Genomic DNA, 17,747 nt, shown 5'->3' with positions numbered 1-17,747 from the left:
GCGGCGCCTGGCGCCGGTGCAGCCGGCGCGGTGTCGGTCCCGCGCGTGTCGGGCCGGCCGCGCGCGTCGGCGGCCAGGTCCAGGCCCTGGGCCCGGGCCGAGGCGCTCCGGGTGCCGCCGGGCGTGGCGGCCATGCCGGGCGTGCCGGCGCCCGACGGGGCGGCCGGCACGGCCGGAGTGGCGGGATCGGCCGCCGCAGGCACCAGGCCGGCGAGCAGGCTGGCCAGGCTGGCCGCGCTGTCGGCGGGGCCGGCGGCCGGGGTGGCTGTGGTGGCCGTGGCGTCGTCGGCTGCGGTGGCCGACTGCGGGTCCTGCGCGGGGCCGGCCGGCGGGGGCGTGCCGGTCTCGCCCTCGCCGGGCGCGGCGGCATCCTGCGCCAGCGAGGCCATCAGGCCGGCAAAGGCATCGGCCGGCGCGGCGGGGCCGCCCGCGGCGTTGCCGGCCGGGGTGCCGGCGGCGGGCCGGGCGGCGGCGTGGGCAGGGGAGGTCACGGGTTTCATTGGGTCTCCGGGATCGAGGGGACGCGGGTGGCGCGCGCGGCGAACTCGTCGCTGTCACGCTGCGCCTGGCGGGCCTGGCGCCGCTGGCGCTCGGCCGCCTGGCGGGCGGCCAGCGCCTCGAAGGCCATCAGCCGGCGCTGGCCGTCGGCCAGCTGCTGCTGGCGCATCGCCAGCGCCTGGGCCCGGCGCTCGCACTCGGCGCGCTGCAGGTCGAGGGCCTCGTCCAGGCGGGTCATGAACAGCTGCCAGTCATGCAGGCGGTCGGCGCTGAAGCCGCCGACACGGCCGGTGGGGCTGCGTGCCAGGGTGTCCTCGCGGAAGCGCCCGAGCTGGTCCAGCGTGGCCTGGGCCTGCTGCAGGGCCCGGGTGCCGTGGCTGACGGCGGCGGCGAGCTTGTCACGCAGCTCGCGGGACTGCTCGATCAGCAGGGGCAGGGCGGTGGTTTGCATGGCGTCGGGCGGGTCTAGGCGCCGGCCTGCGCCAGCAGGGCCTCGAGGGCGGCGGTGCTGGCGCCCAGCCCGGCGCCCTCGCGCATGTCCTGCTGCAGGAAGGCGGACAGCTGCGGGAACAGGCGGATCGCCAGGTCGGCCTGCGGGTCGCCGCCGGGCACGTAGGCGCCCACCGCGAGCAGGTCGCGATTGCGCTGGTAGCGGGACCACAGGGCCTTGAGCGTGCGGGCCAGCTGCTGCTGGCGCGGGTCGGTCACGTTGTGCATCACCCGCGAGATCGACTGCTCGATGTCGATGGCGGGGTAGTGGCCCTGCTCGGCGAGGTTGCGCGTGAGGACGAAGTGGCCGTCCAGGATGGCGCGGGCGTTGTCGGCGATCGGGTCCTGCTGGTCATCGCCCTCGGCCAGCACGGTGTAGAAGGCGGTGATGCTGCCCACGCCGTGCAGGCCGTTGCCGGTGCGCTCCACCAGCTTGGGCAGGCGGGCGAAGACCGAGGGCGGGTAGCCCTTGGTGGCCGGCGGCTCGCCCAGGGCCAGCGCCATCTCGCGGTGCGCCATGGCGTAGCGGGTGAGGGAGTCCATCAGCAGCAGCACGTTCTTGCCGCGGTCGCGGAAATGTTCGGCCAGGGCGGTGGCATAGGCCGCGCCCTGCATGCGCATGAGGGGCGGCAGGTCGGCCGGGGCGGCCACCACGACGGCGCGGCGCAGGCCCTCCTCGCCCAGGATGTCCTCGACGAACTCCTTGACCTCGCGGCCGCGTTCGCCGACCAGGCCGACGATGGTGACGTCGGCCTGCGTGTAGCGGGCCATCATCCCCATGAGGACCGACTTGCCGACGCCGGAGCCGGCGAACAGGCCCAGGCGCTGGCCGCGCCCCACGGTGAGCAGGGCGTTGATGGCGCGCACGCCCACGTCCAGCGGCTCGCGCACCGGGTCGCGGTCCATGGCGTTGATGGCCTCGCGCTGCAGCGGCTCGCTGCGCACGCCCACCAGCGGGCCGCCGCCATCCAGCGGCAGGCCGGCCGGGTCGACCACGCGCCCGAGCATGGCGTCGCCCATGGGCAGGCGGCGGCCGTAAGGGTTGCCGGGGGTGGCGCGGGCGACCTGGCCGTGGGCCAGGCCGTCGAAGGGATAGGTCAGGGGCGCCACATGCGCGCTGGGTGAGAGGCCCTCGATGTCGCCGGTGGGCATGAGGAACATGCGCCCGCGCGAGAAGCCAACGACCTCGGCCTCGGTGGCGTGCTGGCCGTCCCAGACGCGGCAGACGCTGCCCAGGGGCAGCTGCAGGCCGGTGGCCTCCATCACCAGGCCGGAGACGCGCACCAGCCGGCCGCGCGCGGGCAGCGGCACGCCGCCTTCCAGCAGCAGGCCGTGGTGCGCCAGGTGGCGGCCCAGGCGCGAGGCCATGCCGGAGCAGGTGGCGCCGTCGGCGGGGGCGGGGTGGGCCAGGCAGTTCACGGCATCGGCTCCTCGTCGCGGCCCAGGCCGGCCATCACGGCCTGCCAGCGGGCCTCGAAGCTGGCGTCGGCGATGCCGGTGTCGGCTTCGATGCGCACACCGCCGCGCGCCATGGCGGGGTCTTCGTGCACCTGCCAGGCGGGCGCGCCGGGCTGGTCCTGCAGGTGCTGGCGCAGCACCTCGGCGTCCTGCGGGTGGGCCCGCAGCTCCAGGCGGCTGGCACCCTCGCCGAGGGTGCGCAGGGCCTCGGTGGCGGCCGGCAGCACGGCGCGCGGGTCCAGCGCCAGCTCGCGGCGCAGCACCTCGCGGGCGATGTCGATGGCCAGCGAGACCAGGTCGCTGGCGACCTGCGACTCCAGCAGGCCCAGCTCGCTGCGGAAGCTGTCGACCAGCGCCTGCATCTGGCGGGCCACGTCGGCGGCCTTGCGGGATTCGAAATCCTCGAGGGCCTGCGAGCCCTCGCTGTAGCCCTGCTGCATGCCGGAGCGCGCGCCTTCCTCGAAGCCGCGGCGGCGGCCCAGGGCGTAGGCGGCGCGGCCGACCTCGTTGTCCAGGTCACGGGCGCGCAGCGGCGGGCGCGGGCCGTCGCCGGCGGGCGCGGGCAGGGCGCCCAGGTCGAAGCTGGCCACGCCGCGCAGGGCCTCGGCGGAGATGATCCGGCTCGGCGCGACGGCGCTGGGGACGCAGGGGGTGGGAGAGGCGGTGGCGGGGGCCATGGCGTCAGACGAAGCTTTCCTCACCGGCGCCTCCCAGCACGATCTGGCCCTCGTCGGAGAGCCTGCGCACCAGCTTGAGCATGTCCTTCTGCTGCGCCTCCACTTCCGAGACGCGCACCGGGCCCTTGGACTCGATGTCGTCGCGCAGCGCCTCGGCGGCGCGGCTCGAGAGGTTGGACAGCATCTTCTCGCGCAGCTCCGGCTCGGCGCCCTTGAGCGCGATGACCAGGGTGTCGCTGGCGGTTTCGCGCATCACCAGCTGCAGGGCCTTGTTGTCCAGCTTCATCAGGTCGGCGAAGGTGAACATCTGGTCCTCGATCTTCTGGGCCAGCTCGACGTCGCCGCCGCGGATGGCGCCCAGCACCGAGTTCTCGATGGCCGAGCCCAGGTAGTTCAGGATCTCGGCCGCCGCCTTGGGGCCGCCCAGGGGCGCCTTGCGCACGCGGTCGCCGCCGGCCAGCACCTTGGACAGCACGTCGTTCAGTTCCTTGAGCGCGTTGGGCTGGATGCCGTCGAGGGTGGCGATGCGCAGCACCACGTCATTGCGCAGGCGCTCCTCGAAGGCCATGAGCACGCCCGAGGCCTGGTCGCGGTCCAGGTGCACCAGGATGCTGGCGATGATCTGCGGGTGCTCGTTGCGAATCAGCTCGGCGATCGCGCCGGGGTCCATCCACTTCAGGCTCTCGATGCCGGTGACGTCGCGGCCCTGCACGATGCGGTCGATCAGCAGGCCGGCCTTGTCATCACCGAGGGCGAGCTTGAGGACGTTGCTCACGTAGGCGCCGGTGTCGCTGACCAGCGAGCGGTGGGTTTCCACGGTGCGTTCGAAGCGGCGCAGCACGTCGTCGAACTGCTGGTCGGAGACGGTGGTCAGGCGGGCCATGCGTTCGCCCAGGCGCTGGACTTCCTTGGGCGCGAGGTGCTTGAAGACCTCGGCGGCGCAGTCCTCGCCCAGGGCGAGCAGCAGGATGGCGCCGGCCTGGGCGCCGTCGTCGTCGGTGGCGGGGGTGGCGGCCATGGGCTTGCCTCAGGAGGAAGGGGTGGTGACCCAGTTGCGCACCACGTTGGCCACGGTGGCCGGGTTCTGGCGCGCCAGCTGGCGGATGTTCTCGACCTGGCTGGTGCGCGCATGCTGCGCGGCGGCCTGGGCGGTGGGCAGCAGGGGCACCGACTCGGCGCCGGGCAGGCCGTTGCCGGTCTCGGGCAGGTTCACGCTGACGGTGGCGCCGCCGGCCGCGCCGGGGGTGGGCAGGGCCACCGCGTCGTGCACGGTGGCATCGAGCAGGCGCTTGCCGCCGTCCACCGGGGCGGCGCGGCTGGCGCGCAGGGCCGGGCGGACCATGCCGAAGATGATGACCAGGGCCACGATCGGCAGCGCCACCCAGGGCGCCAGGGTGCGGGCCATCTCCAGCACCTCGGGCTGCTTCCACAGGGGCAGGGCCGGCACGGCGGCCACCGGGGCGGCGCGGAAGGCGGCGTTGACCACGTTGACCGAGTCGCCGCGCTCCTTGCTGAAGCCGATGGCCTCGCGCACCAGGGCGTTGACCTGCTCCATCTGCTCGGGCGGCAGGGCGGCGGCGGCGCCCTTGGCGTCGGTGGTGTGGTTCACGACCACCGCGGCATTCAGGCGGCGCACCACGCCGGTGGCGTTGCGCGTGACCTTGATGGTCTTGTCCACCTCGTAGTTGGTGACGGCGTCGCGCTTGCTGCCGCCGCCGGCGGCGGCGCCCGCCTGCGGGCCGGCCGACAGGGCCTGCGGCGCGCCGTTGACGGGCGAGGCCGGCGAGGCGGGCGGCTGGTTGGACAGCGCGCCGGGGATGCCGCCGGCGGCCTGGCCGGCGGCGCCGGGGGTCTCGGACAGGTGCTGGCTGCGCACGGCCTGGGCCGCGTTGCCGCCCTGGTTGGCGCCATAGAGTTCGGCGGTGGATTCGCTCTGGGTGAAGTCGACGTCGGCGGTGACCTGGGCCTTCACGTTGCCGGGGCCGACGATGGGCTCGACGATGGCCAGGATGCGCGCGGCCAGGCCCTGCTCGGTCTGCTGCACGTAGCGCAGTTGCGCGGCGTCCAGGCCGTTGGGGGCGTCGGCGCCCTCCTGCGAGAGCAGGGCGCCGGACTGGTCCAGCACGCTCACCGCCTTGGGGTGCAGGTCGGGCACGCTGGAGGCCACCAGGTGGACGATGCCGGCGACCTGGCCGCGGTCCAGGCTGCGGCCGCCGTGCAGCGTGAGCAGCACCGAGGCCGAGGGCTTGTGCTGCTCGCGCAGGAAGGCGGTCTGCTGGGGCAGGGCCAGGTGCACGCGGGCCGACTGCACCGCGGCCAGGGCCATGATGGAGCGGGCCAGCTCGCCCTCCAGCCCGCGCTGGAAGTTCAGGCGTTCCTGGAACTGGGTGGTGCCGAACTTCTGGTTCTCCACCAGCTCGAAGCCCACCGCGCCGCCCTTGGGCAGGCCCTGGGAGGCCAGGCGCAGCCGCACCTCGTGGACCTGGGCGGCCGGCACCATGATGGCGCCGCCGCCCTCGGTGAACTGGTGCGGCACGTTCATCTGGGTGAGCGCGGCGACGACGCCGCCGCCGTCCCGGTCGGAGAGGTTGGCGTACAGCACGCGCCACTCGGTGCGCTGGCCCAGGCTCGCCGCGACGGCGATGACCGCGGCGACGGCGGCGGCGCCCAGGCCGAGGGCGATGAGGGCGCGGCGGGGCAGCGCCATGACGCGGTCCAGGGCCGGGGGCAGGGCCCGGGCGGAGGTCTTGTCCGGCAGGGCGGGCGAGGCGAGTGTGGTGTCCATCGTGGTCGGTCGCTCGGAGGTTGGCGACCATTGTTCGACGGACTTGAGGCCGGGCGTGCCCCGATATGCGCCGGTTTTGCGGCTTTATTCAGCGGCCTCGCGCGAGGCCGCGGGCCTAAAGTTCCTCCCACTGACTCACAGGCCGACTGCCATGGACATCAAGACCGCCTCCTCCGCCCTGCCGACCCACCTGCTGGACGCCCTGCGGCGCAATGCCGAGGCGCAGCGCGTGGCGGGCGGCGCCGGCCTGGGCGCACCGGCCGGCCCCGCCGCGGCGGGCGAGCGGGTCAGCTTCAGCGGCGCGCTGGACCAGGCCCTCAAGTCCGTCAGCGCCGCGCAGCAGGAGGCCACCCGGCTCGGTGAGGCCTTCCTGGCCGACCCCTCCCAGGTGAGCCTGGAGCAGTCGATGGTGGCCATGCAGAAGGCGCAGATCGGCTTCCAGTCGGCGCTGCATGTGCGCAACCGGCTGGTGTCGGCCTACAGCGACATCATGAACATGCAGGTCTGACCTGCCTGCATGCCCGTACCGGCCCAGGGCCGGTGCCACGGCCCGACGGCTGCCCCCGCCTCAATGCAGCTGCAGGCTCACGTCCGCCTGCAGCGGGTAGCTCAGGTCCAGGAACTCCGGCAGCGGCTCGCACAGCCGGCGGATCTCCGCGTCGTTGGCCACGATGGTGCGCAGGATCCGCATGCGTTCGGGCTGTTCGTCCGCGGTCAGCGGGCAGGTGGCCTTGAGCTTGCGAAGGCGTGAGATCACCACCGCGCAGGCGCCTTCCAGGCGGCAGACGCTGTCCCAGTCGCCCACCCGGGCGGCCGCGAGCATCTCGCGGCTGGCGCCCTCCAGGGCCAGGTAATAACGCAGCAGGCTCTCGCCGGTTCCGATGTCGTCGTTCATGGCGGGCCTCCCGTCACACCGTCAGGTCCGTGGGCCGGCCCACCGGCGCCGGCGCGATTTCCGCCCAGGTCGAACGCAGGTCGCCCAGGAGCCTGGCCACTTCCTCCAGCGGCGCGTCCTCGCTGCGCAGGTTGGCCTGGAACAGGCGCGACACCATGTGTTCGTACAGCGCGCCCAGGTTGGCCGAGAGGCTCGGGTCGCCGTGCGTCTCCAGCGAGGCCTTCAGGCCCTCGTCGATGATCCGCATGGCCTTGCTGATCGTGCTGCGCTTGGTGTCCATGTCGCCGGTGGCGACGGCATGGCGGGCCTGCAGGACGGCGGCGATGGCGCCGTCGAACAGCAGCATCACGAGCTGGTGCGGGCTGGCCTGCGACACCGCGGTGACGGTGCCGACGAGGCGGTACTGTTCGATGGGTGGGAGCACGGTGGTCAGCATGGCGTTGGTCCTCACCCAGGCTTTCGGCCCCGCGGGGCGAAGCTTGAGGGCGGACGCGCCGGGTTCAGGCGCTGGTGTTGAGGCCGAGGCTGGACTTCATCCGCGCCATGTCGGCATTGAGCCGGGACATCTCGTTGTCCAGGCGCTGGTACTGGGCGCGCAGGCGGGCCTCGGTTCGCGAGAGCTTGTCCTGCAGGGCCTCCTGCGCCTTCTGGTTCTGGGTCGAGCTGGATTTCAGTCCGTCCATGCGCTGGGTGAGCGAGCCGGTCTCGTTGGTGAACGGGTCGGCCCACTGCTTGATGCGCTTGCCCAGGCCCAGGGTGCCGGTGTCGCCGCCGGACTGCGCCTGCGTGAACAGGGCGGCCAGCGAGGCGGGGTTGGACAGCAGGGGCGTGAGCGTGGCGTCCTTGACCAGCAGGGTGCCATCGCGTTGCAGCTCGATGCCGGCGGCGCTCAGGCTGCCGGGGCCGGACAGGCCCGAGACCACGCCGCGCAGCAGCTCGCGCAGCGAGGACTGCAGGCCCACGGCCGTCGAGTCCGCCTGCAGCGGCCCTCGGTTCTTGCCGCCGGGGTCGGCCTGGGTCTGCTGCGCCAGCAGCTTGGCCAGGGCGTTGTAGGCGTTGACGAAGTCGTTGATGTTCTTGCGCACCGCCACGGTCTCCACCGAGACGGTGAGGTCCACCGGGGCGGTCGTCACCTTGCGCAGGGTCAGCGTGACGCCGGTGATGGCGTCGGCCGCGGTGTTGGTGGGGCTGGTCAGGGCCAGGCCGTCGAGGGTGTACTTCGCGTCCTGGGCGGCCTGGGTCTGGCTCAGGTTCTTGCCGCTGCCGGCCGCGGCGGCCGGGTCGAAGGCCAGGGCGGACAGGCCGGCGGCGTCGGTGCTGTTGCCGTCGTCGTCGGCGGCGGTGATCTGCACCGAGCTGTCGGCGCCGTCGGGCGTGCGCAGCACCAGGCGCGTCTGCGCGCCCGAGCCGACGAGGCTGGCGGTGACGCCGGCGCTGGCCGCGTTGATCGCGTCGCGCACGCCGGCGAGGGTGTTCTGGCCCGCGCCGATGGTCACGGTGACCGGCGTCGAGCCGGCGCGCGGGGTGAACACGCCCGCCGTGGTCGTGCCCACCGCGAACGTGAGCGTGCCGGTGCCCACCACCGCGCTCGAGGAGGCGTAGGCCGCCGAGGCCAGGCTCTGCGACTGCGCGAGCTGCTGCACTTCGAGCCGGTACTTGCCGGCGCTGGCCGTGGTGCCGGCGGCGAGGCTGGCCACGCTCGCGTCACTGGCGTCGGCGCGCAGCGGGTTCCAGCTGGCCGGGTCGGCGAGCTTGGCGCCGAGGTCGCCGAGGGCGGCCACCTGGCCCTTGAGCGTGCCGAAGGCCGACAGCCGGGTCTGGATCGTCGCGGCGCGCTGCTGGAGCTGCGTCAGCGGCCGCTGCTCCAGCGCCATCAGCGAGGAGACGATGTTGTTGACGTCCAGGCCGCTGCCGACGCCGGTGCTGGTAATGGTGGGCATGGGCTAGGACGTGGTGCGCCGGCGATCAGCCCTTGAGGAGGGACAGCACCTGCTGGGGCAGCTGGTTGGCCTGCGAGAGCATGGCGTTGCCGGCCTGCTGCAGGATCTGCGCGCGGGTGAGGTTGGCGGTCTCGGCGGCGAAGTCGGTGTCCATGATCCGCGAGCGGGCGGCGGTCACGTTCTCGGCGGCGATCTGGATGTTGGCGACCGCGCTCTCGAAGCGGCTCTGGACCGCGCCGAGGTTGGCGCGCGCGCCGTTGATCTGGGTCAGCGCGGCGTCGGCCTGCTGGATGGCGAGCTGGGCGCCGGCGTAGGAGCTGATGTCCAGCGAGGCCATGTTGGCGCTGGCGGCGGCGTTGGCGCTGTCGGCGGCGACGAAGCCGACCTTGGCGCCGGCGGCGCCGGTCAGGGTGATCGTGGCCGCGGAGGTCATCACGATCTTGTTGTTGGGAGCGTCGAAGAAGGCGCCCACGCCGGTGGTGGTCGAGATGCGGTTGATCGCGTCGACGATCTGGGCCTGGCGCTCCTGCGTGGTGCCGGCGGCGGCGAGCACGCCGATGTCGGTGCCGTTGATGGTCAGGTCGCCCAGTGCGGTGGCGGTCAGGTCGGTGATGGCGGTGGAGTTCTGCGTCGAGGCGCGGTTCACCACGCCCATGCCGGCCAGGCGCGCGTCGGTGATCGCGTTGACGGTGATGGCCTCGCCGGCGTCGGCGCCGACCTGGAACTTGGCGGAGGTGAAGCTGCCATCGAGCAGCTTGGTGCCGTTGAAGCTGGCGGAGCCGGCGACGCGGTCGATCTCCTCCTTCAGCTGGGCGACCTCGGCCTGCAGCGCGGCGCGGTCGTTGTTGCTGTTGGTGGCGTTGGACGATTGCACCGCCAGCTCGCGCAGGCGCTGGACCATCTCGCCGATCTTGCCCAGCGCGCCCTCGGCGGTCTGGGCCAGGGAGACGCCGTCGTTGGCGTTGCGGGCGGCGACGTTCAGGCCGCGCACCTGGGAATTCATCCGCTCGGCGATGGCCAGGCCGGCGGCGTCGTCCTTGGCGCTGTTCACGCGCAGGCCGCTGGACAGGCGCTGCAGCGAAGTCGCCAGGGAGCTCTGGGAGGTTCCCAGGGCACGTTGCGTGGTGAGCGACGGCAGGTTGGTGTTGATCACGGAAGGCATGGCAGCTCCATTGAGAAGGTGTGAGCGGACTGTGCCGCGGCTGCCGTCGCCATGATCGAACGAGAAAAGGGCCGAAGACGGCCCTTTTCATGCCCGGGGCTGGCCCCGGGGACTCCCGTCAGCGCAGGAGGGAGAGGACCTGCTGGGGCAGCTGGTTCGCTTGCGAGAGCATCGCGTTGCCGGCCTGCTGCAGGATCTGCGCGCGGGTGAGGTTGGCGGTCTCGGAGGCGAAGTCGGTGTCCATGATCCGCGAGCGGGCGGCGGTGACGTTCTCGGCGGCGATCTGGATGTTGGCGACCGCGTTCTCGAACCGGCTCTGCAGGGCGCCCAGGCTGCCGCGGGCGCCGTTGATCTGGGTCAGCGCGGCGTCGGACTGCTGGATCGCGAGCTGGGCGCCGGCGTAGGAGCTGATGTCCAGGGCCGACATGTTGGCGCTGGCGGCGGCGTTGGCGCTGTCGGCGGCGACGAAGCCGACCTTGGCGCCCGCGGCGCCGGTCAGGGTGATCGTGGCCGACGAGGTCATCACGATCTTGTTGTTGGGGGCGTCGAAGAAGGCGCCCACGCCGGTGGTGGTGGAGATGCGGTTGATCGCGTCGACGACCTGGGCCTGGCGCTCCTGCGTGGTGCCGGCGGCGGCGAGCACGCCGATGTCGGTGCCGTTGATGGTCAGGTTGCCCAGCGCGGTGGCGGTCAGGTCGGTGATGGCGGTGGAGTTCTGCGTCGAGGCGCGGTTGACGACACCCATGCCGGCCAGCTGCGCGTTGGTGATGCTGGAGACGGTGATGGACTCGCCGGCGTCGGCGCCGACCTGGAACTTGGCCGAGGAGAAGCTGCCGTCCAGGAGCTTGGTGCCGTTGAACGAGGTGTTCTGGGCGATGCGGTCGATCTCGGACTTCAGCTGCGCCACTTCGGACTGCAGCGCGGTGCGGTCGGTGCTGCTGTTGGTGGCGTTGGACGATTGCACGGCCAGTTCGCGAATGCGCTGGACCATCTCGCCGACCTTGCCCAGCGCGCCCTCGGCGGTCTGCGCCAGGGAGACGCCGTCATTGGCGTTGCGGGCGGCGACGTTCAGGCCGCGGACCTGGGAGCTCATACGCTCGGCGATGGCCAGGCCGGCGGCGTCGTCCTTGGCGCTGTTCACGCGCAGGCCGGTCGACAGGCGCTGGATCGAGACGTTGAGGGAAGCCTGCGAAGCGCCCAGGTTGCGTTGGGTGTTGATCGAGGCCAGGTTGGTGTTGATCGAAGACATTGCGATTCCCCAGTTTCAGGCCCCACTCGGGCCCGGTTGACACAACCGCTTGATTTGCGGTACTGCGGGGCGATCCCCGTGCCATGGATATCGGCGGGGGTGTGCGGGCATTGAGGATTTCGCGGTTTTGGAACCGTAGGAATTTTTCTTAGCGGGGTGGTTGGATTTCCCCACTCAAGAAGTCGTCAGGGCGAGCAACACTTCGTTTCACCAACCCAGCCCCCGCAACAACAGAGACGACCTGACATGAACGCCGACAAATTCCTCAACGAGATCCGCGACACCAATCTGTCCTACCTGGTGCTGGCGCAGGCCATGATCCGCGCCGACAAGCCGCAGGCGCTGTTCCGCCTGGGCCTGTCCGAGGCCGTGGCCGACATGATCGTGCAGATGTCGCCGCAGCAACTGGTGCGCATCGCCTCGCGTTCCGGCCTGGTGTGCGGCTTCCGGTTCGATGACGAACTGATCTGGGGCCTGCTGACCGACCACCACGACCCGCGCGCCGCGCAGGAAGCCAACGCCGACCGCCTGCATGCCAGCGTGCTGATGGCGGGCCGCCACGCCGCCGTCGCGATGGCCGCCTGATCCCCGCCGTCGCCGCGCAAGAACAACAGCCACCAGGACACGCCATGCCCACCCGCAGCCTCCTCGCCGAGAACCAGCAACTCAATCACGCGATCCAGTTGATCAAGCTGGGGGCCCGCATGGCGGTGCTCGAAGGCGAGACGGACCTGTCCCATGAGCGCCTGGTGCGCCTGTACCGCGAGGTCACCGGCCAGTCCCCCTCCAAGGGGCAGCTGCCTTATTCGACCGACTGGTTCATTTCCTGGCAGCCCAATATCCACGCCTCGCTGTTCCTGAACATCCACGAGGGCCTGGACAAGACCCTGGCGCTGGACAGCGTCGAGCTCCTGATCAAGGCCTGGGAGCTGTACGCGTCGGAAGTCGGCGCGCTGGGCGTCGAGGCCATGCTCTCGATCACCCGGGCCTGGCGCCTGGTGAAGTTCGTCGACAGCGACATGCTGTGCCTCACGCCCTGCAGCCACTGCGGCGGCCACTTCGTCACCCACACGCACGAGTGGGGCCACGGCTCGCAGCGCTTCGTCTGCGGCCTGTGCGAGCCGCCGGCGCGCGCCGGCAAGAGCCGCCGCAGCGGCGCGATCCACTGACCTGACCCGCGCGGCTCAAGAAGCCGCCCCGCTGGCCGAAATCGGGGCTGTGAGGCGCGGCAATCCCGCAGCGCCAGGCAGCAGGAAGAGCCCTACCCATGTTCGTCGTCGCCGGTTATGTCGTCGTCATCGCCTGCGTCTTTGGCGGCTATGCCCTCGCAGGCGGCCATTTCGCCGTGATCCTCAAGGCGGCGCCGGTGGAGATGTTCATCATCGGCGGCGCGGCCCTGGGCGCCTTCCTCTGCAGCAACAGCGCCAAGACCATCAAGGCCACCATGGCCTTCCTGCCGCAGCTGCTCAAGGGCTCCAAGTACAGCAAGGCCCGCTACATGGAGCTGATGGCGCTGCTCTATGAGGTGCTGACCAAGGCCCGCAAGGAGGGCCTGATGTCGATCGAGGGCGACGTGGAGAACCCTGCCGAGAGCGCGCTGTTCGCCAAGTACCCCCTGATCCAGTCGGACCACCACCTGATGGAGTTCATCACCGACTACCTGCGCATGATGGTCTCGGGCAACCTCAACGCGCACGAGCTCGAGAACCTGATGGACAACGAGATCGAGACCCACCACCACGAGGCCCTGGTGCCCGCCGGCGCCATCCAGGCGGTGGGCGACGGCCTGCCGGCCTTCGGCATCGTCGCCGCGGTGCTCGGCGTCGTGAAGACCATGGCCTCGGTGGGCGCGGCCCCCGCGGTGCTGGGCCAGATGATCGCCGGCGCCCTGGTGGGCACCTTCCTGGGCATCCTGCTGGCCTATGGCTTCGTCAGCCCCCTGGCGCACCTGGCGCAGCAGAAGGCCGACGAGAGCACCAAGGAGCTGCAGTGCGTGAAGGCCACGCTCCTGGCCAGCGTGCAGGGCTACGCGCCGGTCGTGGCGCTGGAGTTCGGCCGCAAGGTCCTGTATTCCACCGAGCGCCCGGGCTTCATCGAGCTCGAGGGCCACGTCAAGGGCCGCAAGGCCTGAACGGGGAGGCACCATGGCCACCGCCAGCGGCAAGCTCCAGCCGATCATCATCAAGCGCGTGAAGAAGGGCGGCCATGCGGCCCACCACGGCGGCGCCTGGAAGATCGCCTACGCCGACTTCGTCACGGCCATGATGGCCTTCTTCCTCCTGATGTGGCTGCTGGGCTCCACCGCCCAGGGCGAGCTCCAGGGCATCGCGCAGTATTTCCAGAGCCCGCTCAAGGTGGCCCTCACCGGCGGCTCCGGCGCGGGCGACAGCTCCAGCATCCTCAAGGGCGGCGGGCCCGACCTGCAGCGCACCAATGGCAACATCCGCCGCGGCGAGATCGAGGCCGAGAAGCGCAGCTTCAGCCTGCAGGCCCTGCGCGCCGAGATCGCCGCCGAGGACGAACTGCGCGCCCGCGAGATCCGCTTGCGCATCGAGCAGGCGGTGGATGCGAAGCCGGCGCTCAAGGCGCTGAAGCAGCAGCTTCGCATGGAGGTGGTCTCCGACGGCCTGCGCGTGCAGATCGTCGACGAGCAGGGCCGCGCCATGTTCAACAGCGGCAGCGCCCGGGTGAACGACCACATGCGCGAGCTGCTTCGCAGCCTGGGCGAGGTGCTGAACGCGGCCAGCGGCCGGGTGGTGCTCTCGGGCCACACCGATGCGTCCGCCTACAGCGGCGGCGAGCGGGGCTACTCGAACTGGGAGCTCTCGGCCGACCGCGCCAACGCCTCGCGCCGCGAGCTGGTGGCCGGCGGCCTGGGCGAGGACCGGATGGTGCGCGTCATGGGCATGGGCTCCTCGGTGCCCTTCACCCTGGACGACCCGCTGGCGCCGATGAACCGCCGCATCTCCATCCTGGTGCTGGGCCGCCTCGGCCAGGAGCGCTGGGCCAAGGGCCACGACACCCCGATTTCCGAGGCGCAGGCGCTCGAGCAGATGCTGGCCCGCAAGGAGGCCGCCGCGCCCGTGCCCGCGCCCGCCACCCCCGCCACCCCCATCCCCACCCCTGGAGCCAGACCATGACCTCCCCGGCCGACCTCAAGTTCCTGATCGTCGACGACTTCTCCACCATGCGCCGCATCGTGCGCAACCTGCTCAAGGAAGCGGGCTTCCCCAACGCCGACGAGGCGGAGGACGGCGTCGCGGCCCTGCAGAAGCTGCGCTCCTCGCCCTTCAACTTCGTGGTGAGCGACATCAACATGCCGAACATGAACGGCTTCGAGCTGCTCACGCAGGTGCGCGCCGACGCCGCCCTCAAGCACCTGCCGGTGCTGATGATCACCGCCGAGGCGCGCAAGGAGGACATCGTGATGGCCGCCCAGGGCGGCGCCTCCGGCTACATCGTCAAGCCCTTCACCAAGGCGACGCTGGAGGAGAAGGTCACGAAGATCCTGCAAAAGCATGCCCTGATCGCGTGAGGTGCCCCATGAGCGCAGACGACACCCGCATGCTTCGGGCCCCCGACCCGGCCGGCATGTACCAGCGCCTCGGGGAACTCACGCGGCAGCTGCACGATGCCTTGCAGCAGCTCGGATACGACAAGAAGATCGAGGCCTCGCTGGGCAGCGTGCCCGACGCGCGCAGCCGGCTGTCCTTCATCGCCAAGGTGACGGGGGACGCGGCCGAGAAGGTCCTGAACACGGTGGACACCTCGCAGGCCGACCAGGCGGCGCTGCTGGCGGAGGCCGACCGCATGGAGGCGCTCCTCAAGGGCGACCCGGTGGGCGCGGTGGCGCGCGGCGAGGTGCTGCACTTCATCGAGCAGGTGCGCGAGAACACGCACCGCACCAACGCCCAGCTCACCGACATCATGCTGGCCCAGGACTTCCATGACCTCACCGGCCAGACCGTGCGCAAGGTGGTGGAGATGGCCACCGGGCTGGAGCACTCGCTGCTGCTGCTGCTGATGGAGGGGCAGGGCGCCGCCATGCCGGTGCCCGTGGCGGTGGCCGAAGTGCCGCCGGGCTTCCTCAATGGCCCGGTGACGGACGCCGAGGGCCGCACCGACGTGGTGACGGACCAGGCCGGCGTCGACGCGCTGCTGGACAGCCTGGGGTTCTGAGCGGGGAGGGCTCAGGCCATCTCGAACTGCAGGCGCTCGGTGTCGTGCGTCAGCAGGACCCGGTGCCGCATCACCTTGCAGACCCAGGTCTGCTGGGGTGCGGGCCGGGGCAGGGCCAGGGCGCCCGGGTCGAACACCACCTGGCACAGCCCGCCCTCGCGGCGGGCCGATTCATAGCGGATGGATTGCACCGGCGGCGCATGTGCCCGGGCCGCGGCAGCCAGCGCGTGGCAGCCGGCGTAGTCCGCCGGGTCGCGCCAGGTGGCGCGGTGCCGGCGCCAGGGGGACTGGGTCAGGTCCAGCTCCCGCCCGGTGAAGCGGGCCAGGAAGAAGGTCAGCTCGGACAGCACCTGGCCTTCGCGCAGGCCCTGCGAATCCTCAAGGAACCGCCACCGCCACCAGGCGACCTCGGCGGCCACGGTCTCCCGCTCCTGTGCGCCGTACCAGGCCCCCGGCTCGCCGGGGCGGCGAAAGCGCGAGGGCCACGGGGGCAGGTAGCGGAACGGGGTGGACAGCAGGAAGTGGTGCCGGCCAGCCCCGGGCGGCAGGGGCGGCTTGCTGGATTCCAGCAGCTGCTCCAGCAGGGCCTGCTCGTCGAGGTCGTCCACCAGGCGCAGGGTGGCCACGCGGTGCTGGGCCTCGACCGCCCGCCACAGCTCGCGCCGCGCCGGCGCCGCGTGCCCGAGCCAGGCCTTCGACCAGCCGGCGGCGGTCATGCCACCGCCCGCGCGCCGTCCAGGTAGGCCACCACCCGCGCCAGCCCCTCGACGGTCTGGACCGCCTCGCGGGGCGCCTGGTTGAACGCGTGGTTGAAGCTGTCCATCCAGGCCTCGCGCTGCTGCGCGTCGTTGCCGACCAGGGCGTCGAGCGAGCGGTAGACCCGGATCAGGAGGGCGGCGAGCTCGGCCTCCTTGGTGCCGACCTGCAGCTCCCGGTGGCCATGGGCCAGACGCGAGACCTGCGACTCGCTCAGGCCGATCACGCGGGCCAGGGTCGCGTTGTTCAACCCCAGCAGCCCGGCGGCGCGCAGGGTGGCCTTGGTCAGCACGGCACCGGCCGTGGCACCGGAGGGGCGATGGGCTGCGGGGACGATCACGGCGGGGTCTTGGGGTTTGGTTTCTGAGGCAAGTATGGGTGAAATTAATTGCCATGGCAAAGACCCCGAAACTGCCGCGCAAAGAAGGCCGGATTTCCCCCTCTCTTCTCCACTTAAGTTTTTCCGCGGCTGCGAACAATGACCGTCAACCCCTCGTCATTGCCCCAGCCGCATGTCCGCCTCCGAAACCAGCCGCGAAGACCGCGAACTGCCCGCCACAGAGCGGCGGCTCGAGCAGGCGCGTGAGCGGGGCCAGGTGCCGCGCTCGCGGGACCTGGGCCACCTCGCCGCCGCCGGCGCGCTGCTGGCCCTGCTGACGGCCGCCGCCCCGCTGCTGGCGGACCAGGCCTTGCGCCTGGTCGCCACCGCGCTGCGTTTCGACCGCGCGGCGGCCTTCGAATCCGACGCCCTGGCCCTGCGCCTGGGCACCACCGGCCTGGACAGCCTGCTGTGGGTGCTGCCGGTGCTGGCCCTGATCGCCGCCGTCGCCGTCGCCGCCACCCTGGCGGTGGGCGGCTGGAACGTGTCCACCGAGGCGCTGGAGCCCAAGTTCGAGCGCCTCGACCCGCTGGCCGGCCTGCAGCGCCTGTTCGGCTGGCGCCAGGCCCTGATGCAGCTGCGCCTGGCGGCCGTCGCCGCCATCCTCCTGGGCGCCGCCGGCTGGTGGCTGGCGGGCCATGCGGCCACGCTGGACGCGATCGCCCGCATGCCCCTCGTCGCGGCCCTGGCCACCGGCTTCGGCTGGATCTCCGGCGGCGTCTCGGTGCTGCTGGCGGTGATGGTCGTGTCGGCCGTGGCCGACGTGCCGCTGCAGCTGTTCAAGCACAAGTCCGACCTGAAGATGACCCGCGAGGAAGTGCGCCAGGAGAACAAGGAATCGGAAGGCGACCCGCACGTCAAGGGCGAGCGCCGCCGCCGCCAGCGCCAGATGGCCCGCGGCCGCATGATGGCCGCCGTGCCCACCGCCAGCGTGGTCGTGACCAACCCGACCCACTACGCCGTGGCCCTGCACTACGACGAGGCCACCATGGCCGCCCCGCGCATCGTGGCGCTGGGCGCCGACCACCTGGCCTTCAGGATCCGAGAGATCGCCGCCGCCAACGGCGTGCCCACCCTCGAGGCGCCGCCGCTGGCGCGCGCGCTGTACCGCCATGGCGACCTCGATGCCGAGGTGCCGGTGGCCCTGTACGGCGCGGTGGCCCAGGTGCTCGCCTGGGTGATGCGCCTGCGCGCCGCCCTGCGCCCCCTGCCGGCGCCGACCATCGACGTCCCCCCGGGCCTTGACCCGCTGGAGGCCAAGCCGTGAACGGCCTCGACCT

20 protein-coding genes and 1 pseudogene are annotated in these 17,747 nt (G+C 72.0%); 8 read left to right on the top strand and 13 right to left on the bottom strand.

The annotated features are described in order from the left end of the window. The 6 genes and pseudogenes from ACFQZY_RS17865 to fliF form a co-directional block, all read right to left on the bottom strand. Positions 1-500, bottom strand: a pseudogene (locus ACFQZY_RS17865) (hypothetical protein); the annotation flags it as partial. Then, positions 497-949, bottom strand: coding sequence for a flagellar export protein FliJ (gene fliJ / locus ACFQZY_RS17860; protein WP_377418415.1), 453 nt, complete (start codon positions 947-949; stop codon positions 497-499). The pseudogene ACFQZY_RS17865 and the gene fliJ, both read right to left, overlap by 4 nt. Before the next feature lie 14 nt (positions 950-963). Further along, a complete protein-coding gene (gene fliI / locus ACFQZY_RS17855; protein WP_377418430.1) occupies positions 964-2,355 on the bottom strand; it encodes a flagellar protein export ATPase FliI in 1,392 nt (463 codons plus the stop codon). A 47-nt stretch (positions 2,356-2,402) separates the two neighbouring features. Then, on the bottom strand, positions 2,403-3,122 hold the full coding sequence (locus ACFQZY_RS17850; protein WP_377418412.1) for a FliH/SctL family protein: 720 nt from the start codon (positions 3,120-3,122) through the stop codon (positions 2,403-2,405). Positions 3,123-3,126: 4 nt separating this feature from the next. Next, entirely contained in the window at positions 3,127-4,140 is a 1,014-nt protein-coding gene (fliG, locus tag ACFQZY_RS17845) for a flagellar motor switch protein FliG (RefSeq protein ID WP_377418409.1), read from the bottom strand. A gap of 9 nt (positions 4,141-4,149) precedes the next feature. Then, positions 4,150-5,907, bottom strand: a complete 1,758-nt coding sequence (fliF, locus tag ACFQZY_RS17840) for a flagellar basal-body MS-ring/collar protein FliF (protein WP_377418406.1) — start codon at positions 5,905-5,907, stop codon at positions 4,150-4,152. 151 nt (positions 5,908-6,058) lie between these two features. Here fliF and fliE point away from each other — a divergent pair, with 151 nt between their 5' ends. Further along, positions 6,059-6,415: a flagellar hook-basal body complex protein FliE gene (gene fliE, locus ACFQZY_RS17835; RefSeq protein ID WP_377418403.1), complete on the top strand. Its 357-nt coding sequence runs from the start codon at positions 6,059-6,061 to the stop codon at positions 6,413-6,415. Positions 6,416-6,475: 60 nt separating this feature from the next. On the opposite strand, the gene ACFQZY_RS17830 is transcribed toward fliE, so the two are convergent. The 5 genes from ACFQZY_RS17830 to ACFQZY_RS17810 all read right to left on the bottom strand — a co-directional run bounded on the left by ACFQZY_RS17830 (position 6,476) and on the right by ACFQZY_RS17810 (position 11,153). Continuing rightward, complete coding sequence (locus tag ACFQZY_RS17830) at positions 6,476-6,802, bottom strand: flagellar protein FliT (RefSeq protein ID WP_377418400.1); 327 nt, start codon at positions 6,800-6,802, stop codon at positions 6,476-6,478. Between the two features lie 13 nt (positions 6,803-6,815). Continuing rightward, positions 6,816-7,238, bottom strand: coding sequence for a flagellar export chaperone FliS (gene fliS, locus ACFQZY_RS17825; RefSeq protein WP_377418397.1), 423 nt, complete (start codon positions 7,236-7,238; stop codon positions 6,816-6,818). Positions 7,239-7,302: 64 nt separating this feature from the next. Beyond that, positions 7,303-8,742, bottom strand: coding sequence for a flagellar filament capping protein FliD (gene fliD, locus ACFQZY_RS17820; protein ID WP_377418394.1), 1,440 nt, complete (start codon positions 8,740-8,742; stop codon positions 7,303-7,305). A gap of 25 nt (positions 8,743-8,767) precedes the next feature. Next, the gene (locus tag ACFQZY_RS17815; RefSeq protein ID WP_377418391.1) at positions 8,768-9,904 is read right to left on the bottom strand and encodes a flagellin; all 1,137 of its coding nucleotides are present in this window, start codon (positions 9,902-9,904) and stop codon (positions 8,768-8,770) included. Between the two features lie 118 nt (positions 9,905-10,022). Further along, positions 10,023-11,153, bottom strand: coding sequence for a flagellin (locus ACFQZY_RS17810; RefSeq protein ID WP_377418388.1), 1,131 nt, complete (start codon positions 11,151-11,153; stop codon positions 10,023-10,025). A gap of 246 nt (positions 11,154-11,399) precedes the next feature. On the opposite strand from ACFQZY_RS17810, the gene flhD reads away from it, so the two are divergent. The 6 genes from flhD (at position 11,400) to ACFQZY_RS17780 (ending at position 15,332) form a co-directional block, all read left to right on the top strand. After that, a complete protein-coding gene (gene flhD / locus ACFQZY_RS17805; protein ID WP_377418386.1) occupies positions 11,400-11,738 on the top strand; it encodes a flagellar transcriptional regulator FlhD in 339 nt (112 codons plus the stop codon). 44 nt (positions 11,739-11,782) lie between these two features. Beyond that, positions 11,783-12,322, top strand: a complete 540-nt coding sequence (flhC, locus tag ACFQZY_RS17800; RefSeq protein WP_377418383.1) for a flagellar transcriptional regulator FlhC — start codon at positions 11,783-11,785, stop codon at positions 12,320-12,322. Between the two features lie 98 nt (positions 12,323-12,420). Continuing rightward, on the top strand, positions 12,421-13,284 hold the full coding sequence (motA, locus tag ACFQZY_RS17795) for a flagellar motor stator protein MotA (protein ID WP_377418380.1): 864 nt from the start codon (positions 12,421-12,423) through the stop codon (positions 13,282-13,284). Between the two features lie 13 nt (positions 13,285-13,297). Then, positions 13,298-14,293 (top strand): flagellar motor protein MotB, encoded by a 996-nt coding sequence (motB, locus tag ACFQZY_RS17790; protein WP_377418377.1) that lies wholly within the window; start codon positions 13,298-13,300, stop codon positions 14,291-14,293. After that, positions 14,290-14,688 carry a chemotaxis response regulator CheY gene (cheY, locus tag ACFQZY_RS17785; protein ID WP_377418374.1) on the top strand — a complete coding sequence of 133 codons (399 nt, stop codon included), beginning with the start codon at positions 14,290-14,292 and terminating at the stop codon, positions 14,686-14,688. The genes motB and cheY overlap by 4 nt, the downstream gene beginning before the upstream one ends. An 8-nt stretch (positions 14,689-14,696) precedes the next feature. Next, positions 14,697-15,332 (top strand): protein phosphatase CheZ, encoded by a 636-nt coding sequence (locus ACFQZY_RS17780; protein ID WP_377418372.1) that lies wholly within the window; start codon positions 14,697-14,699, stop codon positions 15,330-15,332. Positions 15,333-15,343: 11 nt separating this feature from the next. Here the strand turns inward: ACFQZY_RS17780 and ACFQZY_RS17775 are convergent, their stop codons facing one another. Beyond that, on the bottom strand, positions 15,344-16,048 hold the full coding sequence (locus ACFQZY_RS17775; RefSeq protein ID WP_377418369.1) for an RES family NAD+ phosphorylase: 705 nt from the start codon (positions 16,046-16,048) through the stop codon (positions 15,344-15,346). After that, the gene (locus ACFQZY_RS17770; protein ID WP_377418366.1) at positions 16,045-16,428 is read right to left on the bottom strand and encodes an antitoxin Xre/MbcA/ParS toxin-binding domain-containing protein; all 384 of its coding nucleotides are present in this window, start codon (positions 16,426-16,428) and stop codon (positions 16,045-16,047) included. The genes ACFQZY_RS17775 and ACFQZY_RS17770 overlap by 4 nt, the downstream gene beginning before the upstream one ends. Before the next feature lie 172 nt (positions 16,429-16,600). On the opposite strand from ACFQZY_RS17770, the gene ACFQZY_RS17765 reads away from it, so the two are divergent. Next, positions 16,601-17,734 (top strand): flagellar biosynthesis protein FlhB, encoded by a 1,134-nt coding sequence (locus ACFQZY_RS17765; protein ID WP_377418363.1) that lies wholly within the window; start codon positions 16,601-16,603, stop codon positions 17,732-17,734. The last annotated feature ends 13 nt before the right edge of the window (positions 17,735-17,747 follow it).

Source organism: Ramlibacter sp. GCM10027632 (assembly GCF_042675325.1).
GTDB lineage: Bacteria > Pseudomonadota > Gammaproteobacteria > Burkholderiales > Burkholderiaceae_C > Ramlibacter.
This window is presented reverse-complemented; position numbering and strand designations above follow the sequence as displayed.